This window comes from Paenibacillus rhizoplanae, assembly GCF_042684125.1.
Lineage (GTDB): Bacteria > Bacillota > Bacilli > Paenibacillales > Paenibacillaceae > Paenibacillus_AQ > Paenibacillus_AQ rhizoplanae.
This window is the reverse complement of record NZ_JBHUKY010000101.1, coordinates 21,519-36,241: the sequence shown is the minus strand read 5'-3', so window position 1 is coordinate 36,241 and position 14,723 is coordinate 21,519. Positions and strand designations below refer to the sequence as shown.

16 protein-coding genes and 1 pseudogene are annotated in these 14,723 nt (G+C 47.3%); 3 read left to right on the top strand and 14 right to left on the bottom strand.

All coding sequences use genetic code 11. The annotated features are described in order from the left end of the window. Positions 1 to 82: 82 nt before the first annotated feature. The 9 genes and pseudogenes from ACFSX3_RS31380 to ACFSX3_RS31340 all read right to left on the bottom strand — a co-directional run bounded on the left by ACFSX3_RS31380 (position 83) and on the right by ACFSX3_RS31340 (position 6,031). Positions 83 to 1,069: an ATP-dependent nuclease gene (locus ACFSX3_RS31380; protein ID WP_379257443.1), complete on the bottom strand. Its 987-nt coding sequence runs from the start codon at positions 1,067 to 1,069 to the stop codon at positions 83 to 85. A gap of 309 nt (positions 1,070 to 1,378) precedes the next feature. Then, positions 1,379 to 1,711, bottom strand: a complete 333-nt coding sequence (locus ACFSX3_RS31375; protein ID WP_379257445.1) for a hypothetical protein — start codon at positions 1,709 to 1,711, stop codon at positions 1,379 to 1,381. Next, positions 1,681 to 1,956, bottom strand: coding sequence for an AAA family ATPase (locus tag ACFSX3_RS31370; protein ID WP_379257447.1), 276 nt, complete (start codon positions 1,954 to 1,956; stop codon positions 1,681 to 1,683). The genes ACFSX3_RS31375 and ACFSX3_RS31370 overlap by 31 nt, the downstream gene beginning before the upstream one ends. A gap of 470 nt (positions 1,957 to 2,426) precedes the next feature. After that, a complete protein-coding gene (sigK, locus tag ACFSX3_RS31365) occupies positions 2,427 to 3,128 on the bottom strand; it encodes an RNA polymerase sporulation sigma factor SigK (RefSeq protein ID WP_036691086.1) in 702 nt (233 codons plus the stop codon). A 128-nt stretch (positions 3,129 to 3,256) separates the two neighbouring features. Then, a pseudogene (locus ACFSX3_RS31360) lies at positions 3,257 to 3,541 on the bottom strand (helicase-related protein); the annotation flags it as partial. Further along, on the bottom strand, positions 3,519 to 3,920 hold the full coding sequence (locus ACFSX3_RS31355; RefSeq protein WP_379313738.1) for an SWIM zinc finger family protein: 402 nt from the start codon (positions 3,918 to 3,920) through the stop codon (positions 3,519 to 3,521). The pseudogene ACFSX3_RS31360 and the gene ACFSX3_RS31355, both read right to left, overlap by 23 nt. A gap of 24 nt (positions 3,921 to 3,944) precedes the next feature. Continuing rightward, entirely contained in the window at positions 3,945 to 4,160 is a 216-nt protein-coding gene (locus ACFSX3_RS31350; protein ID WP_209994666.1) for a hypothetical protein, read from the bottom strand. A gap of 144 nt (positions 4,161 to 4,304) precedes the next feature. Continuing rightward, a complete protein-coding gene (locus ACFSX3_RS31345) occupies positions 4,305 to 5,114 on the bottom strand; it encodes a protein phosphatase 2C domain-containing protein (protein ID WP_209994638.1) in 810 nt (269 codons plus the stop codon). Positions 5,115 to 5,293: 179 nt separating this feature from the next. After that, a complete protein-coding gene (locus ACFSX3_RS31340; RefSeq protein WP_209994639.1) occupies positions 5,294 to 6,031 on the bottom strand; it encodes a hypothetical protein in 738 nt (245 codons plus the stop codon). Positions 6,032 to 6,148: 117 nt separating this feature from the next. On the opposite strand from ACFSX3_RS31340, the gene ACFSX3_RS31335 reads away from it, so the two are divergent. Continuing rightward, complete coding sequence (locus ACFSX3_RS31335; RefSeq protein ID WP_209994640.1) at positions 6,149 to 6,784, top strand: CPBP family intramembrane glutamic endopeptidase; 636 nt, start codon at positions 6,149 to 6,151, stop codon at positions 6,782 to 6,784. 40 nt (positions 6,785 to 6,824) lie between these two features. On the opposite strand, the gene ACFSX3_RS31330 is transcribed toward ACFSX3_RS31335, so the two are convergent. Continuing rightward, positions 6,825 to 7,454: a YfbR-like 5'-deoxynucleotidase gene (locus ACFSX3_RS31330; RefSeq protein ID WP_209994641.1), complete on the bottom strand. Its 630-nt coding sequence runs from the start codon at positions 7,452 to 7,454 to the stop codon at positions 6,825 to 6,827. Between the two features lie 297 nt (positions 7,455 to 7,751). Between ACFSX3_RS31330 and ACFSX3_RS31325 the strand changes: the two genes are divergently transcribed. Beyond that, positions 7,752 to 7,973: a PspC domain-containing protein gene (locus tag ACFSX3_RS31325; protein ID WP_209994642.1), complete on the top strand. Its 222-nt coding sequence runs from the start codon at positions 7,752 to 7,754 to the stop codon at positions 7,971 to 7,973. A gap of 62 nt (positions 7,974 to 8,035) precedes the next feature. Beyond that, on the top strand, positions 8,036 to 8,707 hold the full coding sequence (locus tag ACFSX3_RS31320; protein WP_209994643.1) for a PspA/IM30 family protein: 672 nt from the start codon (positions 8,036 to 8,038) through the stop codon (positions 8,705 to 8,707). Positions 8,708 to 8,781: 74 nt separating this feature from the next. On the opposite strand, the gene ACFSX3_RS31315 is transcribed toward ACFSX3_RS31320, so the two are convergent. The 4 genes from ACFSX3_RS31315 to ACFSX3_RS31300 form a co-directional block, all read right to left on the bottom strand. Further along, entirely contained in the window at positions 8,782 to 10,410 is a 1,629-nt protein-coding gene (locus ACFSX3_RS31315) for a glycoside hydrolase family 13 protein (RefSeq protein ID WP_209994644.1), read from the bottom strand. Between the two features lie 5 nt (positions 10,411 to 10,415). Then, positions 10,416 to 12,137 carry a glycoside hydrolase family 66 protein gene (locus ACFSX3_RS31310; protein ID WP_379313734.1) on the bottom strand — a complete coding sequence of 574 codons (1,722 nt, stop codon included), beginning with the start codon at positions 12,135 to 12,137 and terminating at the stop codon, positions 10,416 to 10,418. A gap of 42 nt (positions 12,138 to 12,179) precedes the next feature. After that, on the bottom strand, positions 12,180 to 13,754 hold the full coding sequence (locus tag ACFSX3_RS31305; RefSeq protein ID WP_209994646.1) for an ABC transporter substrate-binding protein: 1,575 nt from the start codon (positions 13,752 to 13,754) through the stop codon (positions 12,180 to 12,182). An 83-nt stretch (positions 13,755 to 13,837) separates the two neighbouring features. Beyond that, a complete protein-coding gene (locus ACFSX3_RS31300; protein WP_209994647.1) occupies positions 13,838 to 14,716 on the bottom strand; it encodes a carbohydrate ABC transporter permease in 879 nt (292 codons plus the stop codon). Positions 14,717 to 14,723: the final 7 nt, after the last annotated feature.

Genomic DNA, 14,723 nt, shown 5'->3' with positions numbered 1-14,723 from the left:
AAGTGAACGGTATATTCACGTTTTCTCATAGTCGATACCTCTTTTTTCTCGACTATATCATATCTACCATTAATTAACTAATTTAAATCTGATGCTGTACTAGTGTAGTTATTTTATAATGCTTAGCAAGCATTGCTTCTTCTAATGTACGAGCAAAATTATCTGTTTCGCCTTGGAATATTAAGCAAGCAAGTCCGCCAAATAAGATATTTCTTTTACTTTCTTTCCATTGATATAAATCAGATACTGTTGGAGAGGCTTCTGGGAATTCTATTTTGTAGAAATTATTAATGGTCGCATTTGTCGTCATAGAATTCTTGATAAGATTTTCGGTATTAGCAGACTTTGTATAATCAAGATCTGTTAGAATTAGCGTTTTAATATTTATAAACTCTATTAGTTTTCTGTAATTATATGCGTATGCACCACCAACCTGTACAAATGCTATATATTGCTGATTTAAAATTTGAAAATCTTCTAAAGTTGCAAGTTTTCGTATTAGCATCCTTTCAGTATCACCTTCGTAAATAATAACTCTATCAGCGAAGACGATATCCGAGAATCCTATTTCATAAAACCAATCGTAAAAATTTTCAAGAATGGGATCATCACTGATACTTTCTTTAAATGAAGAAAAATCAAATATTTTACTTTCAAACAAATTAATCGGACGTGCAACTCTAAGATTTCTCATATCTGTTGATCGAACCATCTCACTAGAATGGGTTGTCACAAGACCTTGAATTTTTTTTTGTTTGTAGTATGTACGAAGGTACTTACCAAATACATTTTGCATCTGAGGATGCATATGTGATTCTGGTTCTTCTATAATAAAAATATTTACTAGAAGAGGATCTATATTGCGTTTATATGCTTCTAATTGAAGAAGAATAAAAATCATATTGCTATAACCTAAACCTTGTGATGCTTCACTTAAAAAATGGTCTTCAATTTGGTATTTTGCTTTTGTTACCTGATTTAAAAGAGTATTGATAGCATCTTCAGAAATATCAAGGTCAAGGACTAGACCTCCTGTATTACCACCGTTTGCTTGAGCTACTGAACGCATTGCTTCACTTAATCCATCAATAGAGGCTTTACGAACAATATCCGTTATTTCTAGCTCCTCTATAGGTTGAAGGATTTTGTCGGGTAATACTTAGTAAAGAAGTCCACTTGTCATCGTGACATGCTACGTCAAGCACATTTCTACTTATACTTCTTAATTTTCCATTATTCTGGTCATCAAGCGGCCTTCCAGCAATAATATTTTGAAAATTAAATAGTTTTCTAAACTCTGAAAGTTCCATCTCATTCCGGATTTGAAATTGGCTATCTGTAAAATAACATTTTTCAATAATACTAGACACATATGTAATTAATTTTTTTCTTTAAACACTTTAACTTTAGGAGTCTCAGCATCTCTATCATCAATTTTTTCAAATCTACTTTTAAGTTTGTCGTAATCACGTTCTAAAGCCTGAACGAGAGATGTCTGATTAACTTCAAATGAATATTCAAGATAAATAGAGCGTTTATCTGTGTCAAAATCCATGATATAATCAGCATAGTTTCTTATATCATCGTTTAAATCATAATCAATTTTGAATTTAATTACAGTTGAAGGAATAATAATTCTAGAAGTTTCTTCGAATGATTCAAGCGGGTAAATCTCATTAACTAACGTTGTAACTGTTTTGTCTTTGTCCAAATCATTATTAAAATGCTTAATAAATACAGGGTAGACTGTATCCAACCATTTTTTGACAATTTCACGGGAATATCGGAAACACAAAAAGAAGTTTTCCCAACATTAAAAATACACCCAAGGAGATCTATAAACGATGTCTTCCCGCTATTATTTGCCCCTGCTAAAAGTGTAATGTCATCCATTAATGATAAAGAAGAGTTTAAAAATTCCCTATAATTCTCAATGGTTATTTTGTTTAATATCATTATAATCCTCCTACTCTTAAGTGTACTGATTTTACTAGGTACTAGGTTGTAAATTGTCGGTTTGCATAGGTACATCTTAGAGTTCTATATACGCCTTTGGCCCCCCCCTATATGTCCCTATAATAATTTTCTACAAATTCCTACAATATCCTTCTTTTCATCAACTTCCTAATAAGGATATTTCTCTAAAGTTTAACAATCGGCTATAACAAAAAATAACTTAACTACAATCATTATATTTTCTAAACACATTACCCCCACAAACTAGCTTTTCAACATATTCTAGGCTCACACTCTGCTTTTTAAATACAACTTTATTTTCAGTCATTTTATTAGTCCCTATATAGTATTTTTTGAAATCTAAAAGCTCATTAATTTTAAGCATAGAAAAAAGCAACTCATCTCTCAGATAAGTTGCTTTTTTCTATGCAATTCTCAGAAATACTACATTTGTAGTTATTATCTAGACATCACCTTTTCACCTTATAAAACTCATGATACAGCTTCATCAGCGCCCTCTTCTCAATCCGCGACACATAACTCCGCGAGATCCCCAGCTCCTTCGCAATCTCCCGCTGCGTCCGTTCTTCCCCGCCTGTATCTAATCCAAACCGACCAACAACCACTTCCTTCTCCCGGTCATCCAAGATATCCAGATTACGATAGATCTTGCTCTTCTCAATCTTCAGATCGACCTCTTTAATCACATCATCCGCTTCCGAGCCTAGGATATCGATCAGGGTGATCTCGTTGCCTTCCTTATCCGTTCCGATTGGATCGTGGAGGGATACGTCCTTGCGGGTCTTTTTCAGCGACCGGAGGTGCATCAGGATCTCATTCTCTATACAACGAGCCGCAAAAGTAGCCAGCTTCGTGCCCTTGTTCGGGCGATAGCTCTCGATGGCCTTGATCAGCCCAATCGTGCCGATGGAGATCAGGTCCTCCATGTCTTCGCCGGTGTTGTCGAATTTCTTCACTATATGGGCAACCAGCCGCAGGTTATGCTCAATCAGCAGGTTCCGTGCCTTGGCATCTCCCTCGGCCATCATGCCTAAGTATTTGCTCTCATCCTGCTCCGATAGAGGCTGGGGAAAAGCGTTGTTCCTTACGTAAGATACCAGCAGCGTCAGTTCTTTGATCAGCAGCGCAATCGTGCTTATGATTCCAGGCAACTTGGCGACACCTCCCGCACATGTACAATGAAACCGGTCAGCAAGGAGAACTACGGGTTCATGGTCCTTTTATTGTATGTGGGTAGGTGCCTAGAAGTGCATGTACGGGGAAAATAGGTACGGGCTTCCTACACCCAGAGCAACTCGCGGATATCCTCCTCCGGCAATCCGATGGTCTTGTTCTCGCCAGCCTCGATGACCTCTTCGATGAGATCCTTTTTGCGCTGCTGGAGCTCCAGAATCTTCTCCTCGATAGAACCTTCTGTGATCAGCCGGATCACCTGCACCACATTCCGTTGCCCCATCCGGTGCGCTCTTCCGATAGCCTGCTCTTCTACTGCCGGATTCCACCACAGGTCATATAAAATAACGGTGTCCGCGCCGGTCAGATTAAGTCCTGTTCCGCCTGCTTTGTTCCATCCCGGTTATTGAGGAAATCAAATGATCCATCTGGTTATATTTGTGTTTGTCGTTCTTCGATTTTTTACTAACCGACTTGCTTCTCTTCTGCTTAAATATAGCAATAAGTGTTGCCGCCACATGCTTACAGCATCCATAGCTCTCATAAGCAGGACAAGTACAGTAGGCCTCGGTATCATTTCCTGTAAAATTGATATTAAAAATCTCAACGTGGTAAGCTTTGCTTCCCTTTACCCATGCTCTATAGCGGTTGATTTCTGCATCAAAGATCAGCTCGCTTACCCGCCCGGAATTATAATAGGATTGTCCACGCTCATAAAAGGTGTCCCCGCAGAAGTCCCTGATATCTTCTAAAGTAAAATTTATCTTCATCACCTTCTTCATTCCTGGATAGCTCTAAAACTCATCTCTGTCTAAAGCGTTCTCATTAAGGGGAAGACTCTCTTCAGTCCCAGTGCCCTTTTTCTCAGCCTCATATTCTTCCCAAGTGATTCCAAAGGGGAACCCACCCTCTGTGTATCCGGCAATAAAATAAAAATTCTCATCCTGCTCTAATACTTCGAGCTCCATTGTATCTGCTACCTTCTTTCGCTTTCGTTTCTTGCCTGACAATATAATCACATCCTTATATATTTAAACTCCATACTCTCAAAACAATCCCCAACTGATTCACCCGCGTACCCATCCGCTCCAGTGTTTCGGGGGCATGGTCCCGGAGATAAACATGTTGCCGGGTACATAACCCGCATAACGGCTCTAATCACTCGGCATCGCCGCTTCTCTACTATTATCATAACTCCAGGCAACAACCGTAGCACTGTCCTGGCCTAACTGCTCATGTACATCCTCTAATACCTTGTGCACACTTCCCTCCAGATCCTCTTCCCCTGTAAAAGCAAGATAAAGCCTGCGCGGGTCCTCCATTACCCTTGCTCCTACCTCCAGAAGACCGTCCGTCGTTAACACGATCACGTTACGGCCCTGCCGCAGCTCACGGATGCCTGAGGAGTAACAGGCAACGGGCTGGGCGAAGGTGTTCACGAAGCCGATCCATTCGTAGTAATTGCGCTGATTCAGAAGATATTGCCCGCGGGCAGCCAGCTCAGGGTGGAGTACATAGAGCGAGTTATCCCCTACCGAGAACCACCAGAGATAATTCTCCATGCGTACACAGATCAGACATGCCGTCTCCCCGGTAACCTGTCTGCACTCGCTGATGAACGTCTCAGATGTGAAAATAGACAACAGAAATTCCTCCAGCGCCCGGAACGCCCGCTGAACCGGCAGCGACAGCAGCCTGATGATCTCATCAGCTTCATTGTCGATTGTGCGAATCAGCAGCTCCGCGCTTTCTGCCGTATGGTGCGCATCCAGGAGCATTACCCACTCCCAATCGCCGCCCGGCTCGCTTAATACGTAAGCGCCATCTTCATTTTTGGCGGCACCGGCCGCAGTGTTTCCACCGTAACGGCCGATCACCATCCTCTCATGCGCATATGTAGTTGGATGATCCAAATACATCTCATCACTGCCCACCCAGCTGAATTTATGAATCCCCTGTTCCATCCTGCTCCTCCTGTCCGTAAGTACACGGTTTTGTATTTCTAGTATTATATACTTATACGCTTCCTGCGTTAAGCCTGCACCCAAGCAGCCGTCATTAGCTGCAAGCAAATAGGATCACAGCATATAGCCCCCGGACCGTCCATACGGCCTGGGGGCTATCTTGGCATCACCTATTCAGATCAGCTTACACTGCCGGTTCTCTCCATATACTCTATCTTCTCCCGGCTGATCCTGTAGAGCCTGGCATCCGGCCCCGAGTTCAGGCTGTCGCTTGCTGTCACATATCTTCTATCCCGGTCCCGCAGGATATACATACCTGTAATTTGCTCTCCCCCAACCAGCTTGATGTTCACTCTGGATTCCTGATAATAATTCACAGCAAACCAGCTATACAGCGGCCGCATCAGCAGCTTGCCGATCACGAAGTAGAGGACAAGCATAATCAGCAGCACTGCGTACACCACCGCACGATCCTGTCCATAGACGAAATAGAGTATATCGAATTGATTCGTCATGTTAAGATTATACGTAACGATCAGCCTGCTCATCAGCAGCATGCCGAACAGCAGGTAGAAGCTTATGCCCAGCAGCACATGGATCAGCAAGATCCAAGGGCGGCATGGGGAGAGCCGCTTGCGCATATCGGAGGTCATAAAATACGTAACAAGCAGTCCCGCAGCAGCCAGCGAAATCAGCAGCAGATTATCCATCGGATGAAGAACATACATAAGCAAGCCGTTCAAGGCCGCAAAGATCAGAATATCCGCCATGATAGATTTAGTCCGCTCCCGGATACTGCGCGCTTGAAGCTGTTCCAGGAACCCAGCCTGTAAGAAGTCTACGATCCATACGATCAGTAGCAGAACACTGAACCAGACTAGCGTAGTGGATAACGGAATAAGATTAAAATACTGCAAAAGCGATGCACCATCCTTATTTTTCCTTTTATCATAGCATTTCTGCCGGTCTGTCCGCCGTAACATTCATCTCCTTCATTTTCTCACACTTCAACTGTATCTGGAGGCTAACCATTCATGCTGTTGCTGAAATTATGCGTTATTGCTGTACTGCTTTCTTTTTCATACCGGATCTTCGAGAGGGTACTCGGGGTTATCTCTAAACTGCAAGAACGGTATACGATTTATTATTGGGGAGCCGCCATGATCGGTGGGAGTCTTCTCTGGAGCAACAGTTACACCTTCAACGCTCCACAAGATGTAATGAGAGTGCTCCCGCTGTTCCTTATTATTCTGCTTGTGAACCTGATCATCTCCAGATCCTCCGGCTATAATCCTGTGGGAACTTATAATACGGTCAACTTTGTGCTGTGCTTCCCGATCTTTGAAGAGATCGCCTTCCGGGGGCTGGTTCTCCCCATTCTTGCGCAGCATCCGGGTCTTGGGCAGCTCCATTCCAATTCCCTTATCGATGTCAGCGGCGCTATTCTCCTTACCGCCTTCCTGTTCGCCGTCTCCCATTTGCAGTATTACAAGCTGAACCGCGAGAGCGTCAGATTCATGCTCTTTGCTTTTAGCGGAGGAATATTCTTTGGGCTGATCGCACAGGTTACCGGTTCCATCCTGCTGACGATTCCGCTCCATATCGCTTTTAACGGATCAGCCGTGCTGTATGCCCGGGCCGCCTCCGCAAGGAAGCACCTCCAGGCCTGACGTATAACTATATATGTATGAAAAAAGAGCCACAGCTCATCTACAGAGCCAGCGCCTCTTCCGTAATCTGTCTGATATCAATCGGAGACAGCGTCTCCTCATTCACCATATCCGGCAGAATCTCTGCCAGGAAGTAATCCACACACTTAAGGTCAATATTCTTGATCTTGATCAGGGCATTGCGGTACATCACCACGAATTCCTTCTCTGTGTTCCCTCTTTGCAGCTCGGCAAAAGCTTCGTACACCTGATCCATCTTGTCAGCAACCTCCAGAATCAAGCCTTCGATCGACTCGTCCTTGCCTTCGCGCAGCTGATGGTAGAAGATGCTTTTGAACTCGTCCGGAATATGCTCCTTGATGAAGTTGTCGATCATGCCCTCCTCAACCTGCTGAATGAGCGACCTTAGCTGGAGCGAGGAGTGCTTCACCGGCGTTTTGATATCCCCGATAAAAATCTCTCCATAATCATGGCTGCTCGTAATCTCGTACAGCTTCTTCCAGTCGATCACCGCGCCGTGCTTCTCTTCAATGTCCGCTAGCGTTTTGGCATACTGTACGACCTTCCAGGAATGGGCCGCTACGCTATGCTCCTCGAATTTGAATTTGCCCGGACAACGGATAATGCGTTCCAGCTCATTCAGCGAGCGAAAATACTTATGAATTCCCATGGGGCCTTGTCCTCCCGTATGTTTGGATATGCTCTAGATTAGAGTGTAATCCTCCAGTGTTATCCCCGGATGAACCGCAGCACACCATTGTGTAAAATCCGCACGGCTACGCGCATCTAACGTTATTTCCCAGCCTCTCCCCGCCCTATTGCGGTCCGCATCCCCGACTAAGGTCGGGAACAAAGAACAGTCTGCAGGCCGTTTTGCCAAGCCGGAAATATTCGTACAATACATACATAGACAACGCAGTGAACACGCCGAACCGGCGATCACCATATAAGAGAGGAAGATATCACTATGACAAAAAAATTAACCCGCTCCGTAACAGACAAGAAGCTCACCGGTTTATGCGGAGGACTGGCCCGCTATTTCAAAGTTGATGCAACCCTTGTAAGATTGATTGTTGCTATCGCTACGATATTCAGCTTCGGCACTGTAGTCTTTCTGTATATTATCGGTAGCCTAATTGTTCCCCAGGAATCCTACGGCGGCTTCGATGATGGCTTCAACAACTACTAATTCCTTCTATTAAATACTTGCGTCATACCTTAACCAACCCACATATAAAGGAGATCATTATTATGAGCATATTCCAAAGAATCACTACACTAACTAAGGCCGCTATTCATGAAGGACTGAACAAACTGGAAGATCCGATCCTGCTGACAGGGCAATACCTGCGGGATCTGGAGGACAAGATCGCTAATGCCGAAGGCAAACAGCGTGAACTCAAGGCAGCAGCCAGTGTGCTGGAGCGCCGGATCTACGAATACAAGGTGCTCGCAGAGCGCAGTGAAGCGGAAGCAGTCCAGTTCATGAGCGAGGGCAATGAACCTGCTGCCCGCCTGGCGGTAATGGCTAAGCTCCGCTACACAGAGAGCGGACAGGAATGCACTGCCGGACTTCAAGAGACGCAGGCAGCACTTGCCTCGCTGGAGGTACAGCTTGCCGGTGTTAAGGAAGAACATACGCGCCTCAAAGCCAAACGAGCCGAGCTGGCTGAACGTGCCCGCAAAGCTGCTGAGATCAAGCAGTCTGCACAAGCCAGCGCATCATGCTCCCCGGCCGGATACGGCGGCCAGGTACTGAACGCTGGTGCCGCAGCCCGTGGCTTCGAACGGATGGAAGACAAGATCGCCATGCAGGAAGCACTGGCCGAGCAATCCGGGCTGGCTGCAGCCGCAGCAGCTCCTGAATCCCCGCTGAACAGCGCGGTTGAAGCCGAGCTGGAACGCCTCCGCAACCGCAAATAAGCTGACGGTATATAGTCAGCAATAACAATAAGGATGCCTCCCTTTTTATCAGGGTTGGCATCCTTGTTTGGTGTCTATGCAAGTATGACAACAAAGGCTTCATACGGCTGTAATTGCAGTTGCTTGAAGTCCACATGATCTCTGGAATAGTTGCCGATGATGAATCCGGCCTGACCCAGTTCCGGCAATTCCAGCGTGATGGGCTCCCCGCTGAAGTTGGCCGTTACCAGCCAGGTGTGTCCTTCATAGCGGCGGTAGTACATGAACACTTGATCCGGCACGCCAGTCACCAGTTCGAACTCGCCCCATACCACAATCGGGTTGTTCTTCCGCAGTTCAATCAGCTTACGGTAGCAATGGAACACCGAATCCGGATCCTTCAGATTGGCCTCCATATTAATTTCCTTATAATTCGGATGTACAGGCAGCCATGGCTCTCCGGTTGTAAATCCTGCGTTACGGGTAGTATCCCACTGCATCGGAGTCCGGGCGTTATCTCTTCCCTTGGCATTAATGGACTGAATGATAGCTTCCTTGGCATAGCCTTGCCCGATCCGTTCATGATACATATTGATGGCCTCAATATCCTGCGCTTCGCTGATATCCTGAATCGGATAATTGGTCATTCCGAGCTCCTCGCCCTGATAAATGTAAGGCGTGCCCTTCATCAAATGCAGAAGAATGGCGAACATTTTGGCGCTCTGCACACGGTACTGTTTATCGTTGCCCCAGCGCGATACAATTCTCGGCAAATCATGATTGTTCCAGAACAGGCTGTTCCAGCCCTCGTTCCCCAGCTCGGTCTGCCATTTCGCCAGCACCTGTTTCAATTCGCTTACATCCAGGGGCTTCAGGTCCCACTTCTCTCCCCCGTCCTGCTGATCCAGACCAATGTGCTCGAACTGGAACACCATCGACAGCTCCTTGCGGTCGGGATTGGAGTAGAGCTTGGCTACTTCCGGAGTCGCCCCCCAGGTCTCTCCCACCGTCAGGACATCATGCGCTCCGAAGGTCTCCCGGTTCATCTCCTGCAGATATTCATGCAGCTTCGGACCATTTCCTGTGATCTCCTGATCGGGAATTTTGCCGACCAGATCAATGACGTCCATGCGGAATCCGCCGACGCCCTTATCCAGCCAGAAATTCATCATATCCCATACCTCTTGACGGACCTTGGGGTTCTCCCAGTTCAGATCCGGCTGCCTGCGGCTGAACAAGTGCAGAAAGTATTGGCCGCTGACTTCGTCAAGCTCCCAGGCCGATCCGCTGAAGGTGGAACGCAGGGAGTTGGGAACGCCGCCGTTGACCGGATCACGCCAGATATAATAGTCACGGTACGGGTTATCTTTTCCTTTATGGGCTTCAATGAACCAAGGGTGCTCGTCAGAGGTATGGTTCACAACCAGGTCCATAATAATCCGGATATTGCGCAGCCTGGCCTGCTCGATTAATTCATCCATGTCATCCATGGTTCCGAATTCGCTCATAATATCCTGGTAATCGCTGATATCATAGCCGTTATCGTCATTGGGTGATTTGTATACGGGACTAAGCCAGATTGCGGTAATGCCAAGCTGCTCCAGATAGTCCAGCCTGCTGATAATCCCCCGGAGATCGCCGATTCCATCCCCGTCGCTGTCTTGATAACTTCTGGGATATATCTGATAAATTACAGCGGTCTGCCACCATTTCGTATTGTTCAACCCATTCACTCCTGTAAGCTAAATTTGACTACAACCATGGACCAGATGCGCAAGGACGGCAAAGTGAATCTGGCCGCAAGTCCTTGCCCGTGAGGAACCACCTCGTAATCCAGGAAGTTCACTTCCTGGGCCTGATCATCCGGGCTGGCCATGTAAATGCATTCAATCGGCTGTTCGATCAGCAGTGTACACACCACATCATTTTGAACCTCCGGCCGCTGTTTCTTGCCATGCTCCCAATAGTCATCCTCAAGCCCGGCAAGGTTAATCAGCTGCAGAATCTGATAGCCCGGCTTGCGCTTAATGATCGTCCAGACAGAGTCAATATCTCCGTTCGGGGCAAAAGGCACATGGCCTTCGAAGGTAATCTCGGTGTTAACCCCGGCAGTATAGGTATAAGACACATCCTCTAATTGCGCATCATGTATCAGCACTCCAAAACGCACGATGAAATCATAGTAGCGTCTGACCTCGACAGCAAATTCAGGCCGCATCACTGCATAATCGGGATAGTAGGGCATCGTCAGCATTCCATGATCCTCACCCAGCAAGAGGTGATATCCCCCGCCGGCGAATATGGAGGCCATCGTCAGCAGCGCCCCGTTCTCGGCCCATTCCTTGTCATGTCCGGCTTCCGGGTAGAAGGAGGGCAGGTAGGCGGAGAGAATCACCGGCTTGTGCGGGTCGAGGGAACGCGCATGATCAATCAGTCCTTTAAGCTCCCGCAACCGGACTACCGGCGGCCACACTTCAATATAAAGCGCCTCCTGATCCGCCGAGGCCGTCTTATTTATAGGATAATTACCCACATTATTGAAAATAACCCCGGCCTCTGCCTTGATTTCCTTCACGGCCGCCTGGGTCCGGTTAATCAGTGCCGGATAACATTCCGCCAAATCGACCAGTTCTTCTTTTCCGGCGATACGGCGCACTGCTTTCTTGGGAAAGCCGTATTGGTCCATATGAATTCCGTCGAATCCGGCCTGTACGGCCTGACGGAACTGTTCAACAATATGATCGGTCCAAGGCGAATCCGGGGTAATATCCATAATATAGAACAGATTTATTAAGTGAAACGGATCTCCCTGGCGGTTATACAGTCCCCATTCCGGACGCGCCTGCAAGAAATCCTTAAGACTTGCATATACCGCTCCATAGGCCATAGCCGCCATCCCTTTATCGTGTACGGCTGCAACTTTTTCACGAACCACCTTATAGGACATCGTCCGGCCCATCGGATCGGTAAATTCATCCTCTGCAGGAACCAGCTCATCATGCCGGTACATCCAGTCATAGAACTGTATGACATTCAAGTGGAATTTGTTCATGCTGTCGACGTCACGGGTGTCTCCGGATTCTTCACTCCGGAAATCGCTTAAAAATCCATACCGCGGCGCCCGGCCCCAATGATCGGCAATATCGTAGGAGGTGTAGGCGGTTGACACTACAGCTTCATTGCACAGCACTGTAGCCTTGACCCCGTAACCTGCCCACTCTGTAGCTTCAGTAAACAAGGGAACGGATACTCTTTGTCTCACGCCTGGTTCCGTACGGATGCTTAGCGTTGCTTCAGCAACCTGCTGCTCCAGCTTGTAGAAGCCGACAACCAGCTCCAGAACTACTTTCTCCCGGGTTTCTACTTCAATGATCACGCTGCCGGATTGACTGGTTTTGTACTGGGCCTGATCGGGATATATATCTATATGCGTCAATACTCCATTGTCCATATGAATACTCCATTCCATGTAGATTGAGCTTAGTTATTCCGCTTATTTCTTGCCGTTTTCAGCGAGCCAGGCATCCAGCTGCTTTTGCACCTCCGCGAGTACTTTGTCTGCTCCCGCCGCTTTTTGTTTGTCCAGCATTTTAGGAAGCGACTCCTCCGGATCGAGCTGGCCGGACTTCAGACCGTCAACAAAGGTTTTGTTGGCGTTGTCGATCGAGATCAATTCATTTTTTACCGGCTCCGGATCGAAGACAAATCCGAAGATCCGGGAAGGATTAGAGGACACCTGTTCGTTGAACTTTTCATAGTTCTGGTATTTATTCGGATCTTCGCCTACACGGGTATAATTGAGCATTTGATTGCCTAGCTGCCACATAATATCATGGTAGTAGCCGACATTATCTGTCGTTTTGCCTTCCGGCAGCGTAATTTGCCCGTCTTTGAGCACATAATGGGTGCCTTCAATCCCGAAGTTGAACAGGGTCAGCAATTCCTTGTCCTTATAGAACAGGTTAAGCAGCATCATGGCACGTTCCGGATCAACGGAGCTTTTTGCAATCGCATACATGGTTGCTGTCATTTTGCCTGTCTGCAAACGGTCAATATTAAGCGGAACCTGCAGCATCTCACGGCCTGCTTTAATCGAACCATTGGGTGATACGGCTGCTGTGCCGATCTCCATATCCGCGATAATATCCATATCAGAGACAAAGGCGAAGCCTTTACCCGCTTGAATCTTCTTCCAGGCATCCAGACCAGGTGTCAGTGCATCCTTGTTAATGTATCCTGCCTTGTACCATTTGTTGGTAAGCTTGGCAAGCTCCATATACCGCGGAGTCGTGTAGGAATTGATGACTGTATAATCATCTGCCGCTGTTCCCACGGTGTTAATCGCTGCAATACTCACAATAGAATCCAGATTCGTGGATGAATAGTACGCTTCGAGAGGAAAGCTCGGTGCGACCAGAGGCGTAATCCCCGGTTCGTTCTCCTTGATGGTCTGGAGCATCGGTTCCAGCTCCTCGACTTTACCGGACTTCAGTGCAGTCAGATCAAAGTTGTACTTGTCAACAAGCTCTTTGTTCAAGTAGACCCCTTGTGCACCGCCCAGCTCCTGGTGGGTATGAATACCGTACAGCTTGCCGCCGCGTTTAGCCGGCCCGTGATAGTCCTTCTCTACAGCTTCGATGTCCGGGCCGTATTTAGCGAGCAGCTCATCCAGCGGCAGCAAGCCCCCTTTGGTCACCTGTTGCTGGAACCCGAGCCAATCTGCTGTAAACAGCAGGTCCATTTTGTCGCCGGAGGCCATCATCAGGTTCGTTTTATCACTCCACGCGCCCCAGTCGATAGGATTCAGCTTGACCGTCATGTTCATTTCCGGATAAGTCTTCTTAAGATAATCATTCATCGCATCCTGTACCCGCTGACTATCGTTTTGCGGCGCATCGGGGAATACCATTACCACTTCGTAAGGCTTCAATCCGGAGCTGGCCGCGCCTCCAGGCTGGGCTGTGCCCGCCGGTGAATTGGCAGCATTATTCCCGCCGCAGCCGGTTACTAGAGCTGAAGTCAGCACAAGCGATGTCAATACAACAGAACTCTTTTTCAACCACTTCATAATAATAGACCTCCCTGGAATTCTTCTGTATTATTGCCTCTTCCTTCTGAACTTGCCTATACTAATCCGGCCGTTTACCGGGATCAGCCCTTCACAGCGCCTACGGTAAGGCCTTTGACGAAATACTTTTGCAGGAACGGGAATACCAGCACCAGTGGTCCGATTGCAATCATCGCCATCGCCATCCGGATGGATTCAAGCGGCGTTGTAACCTGTGCGGTTGAGCTGTAAGCCTTATTGGCAATCGTCTGCAGGAACGAAGCGTTCATTAAGGTTTTGGTCAAAAGATATTGCAGCGAGAACAGCTTCTCATTCTGGATGAAGACCAGGCTTGTAAACCAGTCGTTCCAGTAGGATACGGTGGTGAATAACCCGATGGTGGCCATTACAGGCAAGGACAGCGGCAGAATAATGCTGAAGTAGGTCCGGAATTCACCTGCCCCGTCGATCTGAGAGGAATCAATCAGGGAAGGCGGTATGCTGTTCGTGAAGAAGGTCCGCATGATGATCACATTGAAGCCGCCGATCAGACCCGGAATGATAAGCGCCATCAGCGTATCCTGAACATGCAGGAACCGGGTGTAGACAAGATACCAGGGCAGCAAGCCGCCTGAGAACAGCATCGTGATCAGAATGTAGAAGCTTAGAGCACCTCTGAGCGGGAACTCTTTCCGCGACAAGGTATAGGCCATGGCCGAAGTCACAAACAGACTGATGACAACTCCAATCAGTGTTACCGAGGCAGACACACCGTAAGCCCGCAATATTTTTCCGGCATCTTCAAACAGATACTGATAAGCGACAAGACTGAATTTGCCGGGCCAGAAGCTGTATCCATTCGCCGTTACCCAGTCTTCGTCGGCGACCGAGATCATAAAGATAAGCCAGAACGGGATCAGGCAGGCAAGGCTGAACAAGGACAGGACAATAAGGATCAAGGGATTCGTTCGTTTTTTCTCCATGATGTTC

What these genes read in the sequence shown, in the direction of transcription:
- ACFSX3_RS31380 (WP_379257443.1), bottom strand. Translation starts at nt 1,069, where the DNA reads ATGCGTTCAGTAGCTCAAGCAAACGGTGGTAATACAGGAGGTCTAGTC.
- ACFSX3_RS31370 (WP_379257447.1), bottom strand. Translation starts at nt 1,956, where the DNA reads ATGATATTAAACAAAATAACCATTGAGAATTATAGGGAATTTTTAAAC.
- ACFSX3_RS31355 (WP_379313738.1), bottom strand. Translation starts at nt 3,920, where the DNA reads ATGAAGATAAATTTTACTTTAGAAGATATCAGGGACTTCTGCGGGGAC.
- ACFSX3_RS31345 (WP_209994638.1), bottom strand. Translation starts at nt 5,114, where the DNA reads ATGGAACAGGGGATTCATAAATTCAGCTGGGTGGGCAGTGATGAGATG.
- ACFSX3_RS31335 (WP_209994640.1), top strand. Translation starts at nt 6,149, where the DNA reads ATGCTGTTGCTGAAATTATGCGTTATTGCTGTACTGCTTTCTTTTTCA.
- ACFSX3_RS31330 (WP_209994641.1), bottom strand. Translation starts at nt 7,454, where the DNA reads ATGGGAATTCATAAGTATTTTCGCTCGCTGAATGAGCTGGAACGCATT.
- ACFSX3_RS31325 (WP_209994642.1), top strand. Translation starts at nt 7,752, where the DNA reads ATGACAAAAAAATTAACCCGCTCCGTAACAGACAAGAAGCTCACCGGT.
- ACFSX3_RS31320 (WP_209994643.1), top strand. Translation starts at nt 8,036, where the DNA reads ATGAGCATATTCCAAAGAATCACTACACTAACTAAGGCCGCTATTCAT.
- ACFSX3_RS31310 (WP_379313734.1), bottom strand. Translation starts at nt 12,137, where the DNA reads ATGGACAATGGAGTATTGACGCATATAGATATATATCCCGATCAGGCC.
- ACFSX3_RS31305 (WP_209994646.1), bottom strand. Translation starts at nt 13,754, where the DNA reads ATGAAGTGGTTGAAAAAGAGTTCTGTTGTATTGACATCGCTTGTGCTG.
- ACFSX3_RS31300 (WP_209994647.1), bottom strand. Translation starts at nt 14,716, where the DNA reads ATGGAGAAAAAACGAACGAATCCCTTGATCCTTATTGTCCTGTCCTTG.